The 738-nt window shown below is 66.9% G+C and carries 1 protein-coding gene; it reads left to right on the top strand.

Annotated features, from left to right (window positions below):
- Positions 1–497 (top strand): DUF3040 domain-containing protein (locus KME75_RS42145; RefSeq protein WP_219420681.1); only part of this gene is annotated, 497 nt, incomplete at its 5' end.
- Between the last annotated feature and the right edge of the window lie 241 nt (positions 498–738).

Genomic DNA, 738 nt, shown 5'->3' with positions numbered 1-738 from the left:
GGGCGCCCTCCCGGGCGCTCCTTGACCCCGCCGCCTACCTCGACGCGCCCAAGAACAGTCGGAGAGCCAACGAAGAAAAGATCAACTACAACAACAGGGGGTTGACCGGCCCCGCTCCTTCAGGGACCAGACGGAAACCCGCCGAGACCGGATCGCCACAGCACCATGCGCGGCGGGCCGGCTCATCCGCGGCACGGGGAGGCACGATGCTCAGCCAAGACGACCAATGCCGACTCCGAGCGATCGAACAACAGCTGCAGAGCGACGACCCGGATCTCGCGCGCCGACTCACTGGGACACCACCCTCGACGCCAGCACGCTGGGCCACCACGGCGGCGATCCTGGTAGTCACCCTGGCCGCGCTCGGGGTGCTGCTCGGCCTGCTGCTGTTCAGCCCCGCTCTGCTCGCCCTATCCGGCCCGTCGCTTCTGGGCTGGATAGGGCTACGTCGGCGGAAGCGCGCCACCCGCGAGTGCACCGGCGAAACAGAGCATTGAAAAGGGAGCCATTCGCGGCACTCAATCATTGGGGAAGACCACGCAGAGAAGGGAGCGATATCACGGATCGTTCAGGCCGATCACCTGCCTCGCCAGCGGGCGGCGCGCAGTTACCCCAATGGCCTTGCGTTAGGTCGGTGACCGCTGTCGGAGGCAGTGGAGTTGGATGCGGCGGGTGACGTGGACGACACTGGGTTGATCTTTGCGGGCGGGGAAGTCGCCGGCCTTCTTCGTGGCCCGC

Origin of the sequence: Pseudonocardia nigra, assembly GCF_019396355.1 — a bacterium.
Classification (GTDB): domain Bacteria; phylum Actinomycetota; class Actinomycetes; order Mycobacteriales; family Pseudonocardiaceae; genus Pseudonocardia; species Pseudonocardia nigra.
The sequence above is the reverse complement of the archived record's forward strand: the minus strand, read 5'-3'. Positions and strand labels throughout refer to the sequence as shown.